Origin of the sequence: Tepidanaerobacter sp. GT38 (assembly GCF_021991635.1) — a bacterium.
Lineage (GTDB): Bacteria > Bacillota > Thermosediminibacteria > Thermosediminibacterales > Tepidanaerobacteraceae > DTU063.
The window spans coordinates 1-1,039 of sequence record NZ_JAFFJA010000097.1 but is presented as its reverse complement, the minus strand read 5'-3'; the positions used below and the strand labels follow the sequence as shown (position 1 = coordinate 1,039).

1 protein-coding gene is annotated in these 1,039 nt (G+C 31.8%); it reads left to right on the top strand.

Annotation, left to right across the window (positions count from 1 at the left end; all coding sequences use genetic code 11):
• Positions 1–570, top strand: a 570-nt coding sequence (locus tag JT739_RS11185; RefSeq protein WP_237661207.1) for a Crp/Fnr family transcriptional regulator, incomplete at its 5' end; no start/stop codon positions are given.
• Between the last annotated feature and the right edge of the window lie 469 nt (positions 571–1,039).

Below are 1,039 nucleotides of genomic sequence, written 5' to 3'. Positions count from 1 at the left end.
AAATACAATAAAGGCAGCATTATCCATTTTGAAAGCGAGAAATGCAATTATCTGGATATTATTTTAAAAGGGCAGGTGTTTATTCAAAAGATTGATGAAAAAGGAAATGTATTAACTGTTGCAGAATTTAAAATCGGAGATAACTTAGGAGGAAATCTGTTGTTTTCAAAGTATCCTTATTATCCCATGAGTGTAATAGCAAAATCAGATACTGAAATTTTACATATTCCTAAAGATTTAGTGCTGCAACTTTGCCAGACCAGCCAGGGCTTTTTAGTTAAGTTTTTAACCTGTATATCAGATAAAACTGCTATTTTGACAAGTAAAATTAAATCAATCTCCATGAAATCTATTAGGGAATCTATTATTGAATTCCTAAATTATGAGTATTACACTCAAAATAGCAAAAAAATAAAACTTAATATGACAAAGAAGGAATTAGCCGAAAGGTTAGGGATTCAAAGGACTTCTCTTTCCCGTGAACTCAATAAAATGAAAAAAGATGGGCTAGTCGATTATGATGCCCATTCTATCACCATCTGTGATCTTAACATTATCCGCAGGCCATAAGCAGTTAATTGAATATTTGTTATTATTAATTGCATTAGATATCTTTTCAATAAGCTTTTCAAGCAAGTATGGTTACACTGGTCTCACGATACAATAAAAAGATACGTAAAGCCTTATTCTTTACACCTTGACCTTTTCAACCCCTTTACCTGTAAAAATTCAAATCCCGCAGCCGTTCAGGATATTTCCTGCTTAGACTACGGGATTTTTTGAACAAACTTTATTATCATGAGTGGACTTTATTTGAATCATACAACAACTACTATGCACCTCAAACAAACTTCTTTCCCTTTTAAAATAAAGTCCTTTTATAGACAGCCCTCAAACCCTTGGAAATTCTGGCTTGTTACTTTCTTCCAGTTTTCCATTTAATTCCTTTTCCCTTGAACCTGACTCATTAAAGTAGTTGTATTTTTGATTTTTCAATGGAAAAAATGAAAATAAAGTTGTTATAGGATTTAGGATTAAG